Raw genomic sequence first — 596 nt, 5'->3', positions numbered from 1 at the left:
CGTGGGTGGCCCGCGGGCTTCCCCGGTTGCATCGGCAGAGACGGTGCGGTGCGTTCGAGGGCTTGGATCTGGGACTTCTCATCCACACACAGCACCACCGCGTTGTCCGGCGGGGCCAGGTAGAGGCCCACAACGTCGACGACCTTCGCGACCAGTTCCGGATCGGTGGAGAACTTGAAGGTCCCGGCTCGCCACGGGTGCACCCCGTACTCCCGCCAGGCCTTGGCCACCGTGGTGTGATCAAGCCCCAACCGCCCCGCCAACAGGCGTGAGGACCAGTGGGTGACCCCCAGCTTCTTCGGCGGCGGCCGGAGTGTGGCGGCCACGATCGCCCGATGGTCGATCTGCCGGGGCCGGCCGGACCGGTCGGCATCGGCCAAACCCTCGATCCCGGCCTCGGAGTAGCGGGCCCGCCAGGCGATCACCGTATTGCGGGTGACCCCGACCTTCTCAGCGATCGCGGTGTTGGAGATGCCCTCGGCGGCCAGCAGCACGATCCGCGCCCGCTGGGCCAGCCCAGCCCGCACCGCGGTCGAACGCACGAGGCTCTGCAGCTTCTCCCGGTCGCCGTGGCGCAACAGCAACGGGGCCGCAGG

1 protein-coding gene is annotated in these 596 nt (G+C 70.5%); it reads right to left on the bottom strand.

Annotated features, from left to right (window positions below; translation table 11 throughout):
- On the bottom strand, positions 1 to 596 hold a 596-nt coding region (locus IEW07_RS20760; RefSeq protein WP_229742035.1), incomplete at both ends, for an IS630 family transposase.

Origin of the sequence: Kocuria dechangensis, from assembly GCF_014636775.1 — a bacterium.
GTDB classification, from domain to species: domain Bacteria; phylum Actinomycetota; class Actinomycetes; order Actinomycetales; family Micrococcaceae; genus Kocuria; species Kocuria dechangensis.
The sequence above is the reverse complement of the archived record's forward strand: the minus strand, read 5'-3'. Positions and strand labels throughout refer to the sequence as shown.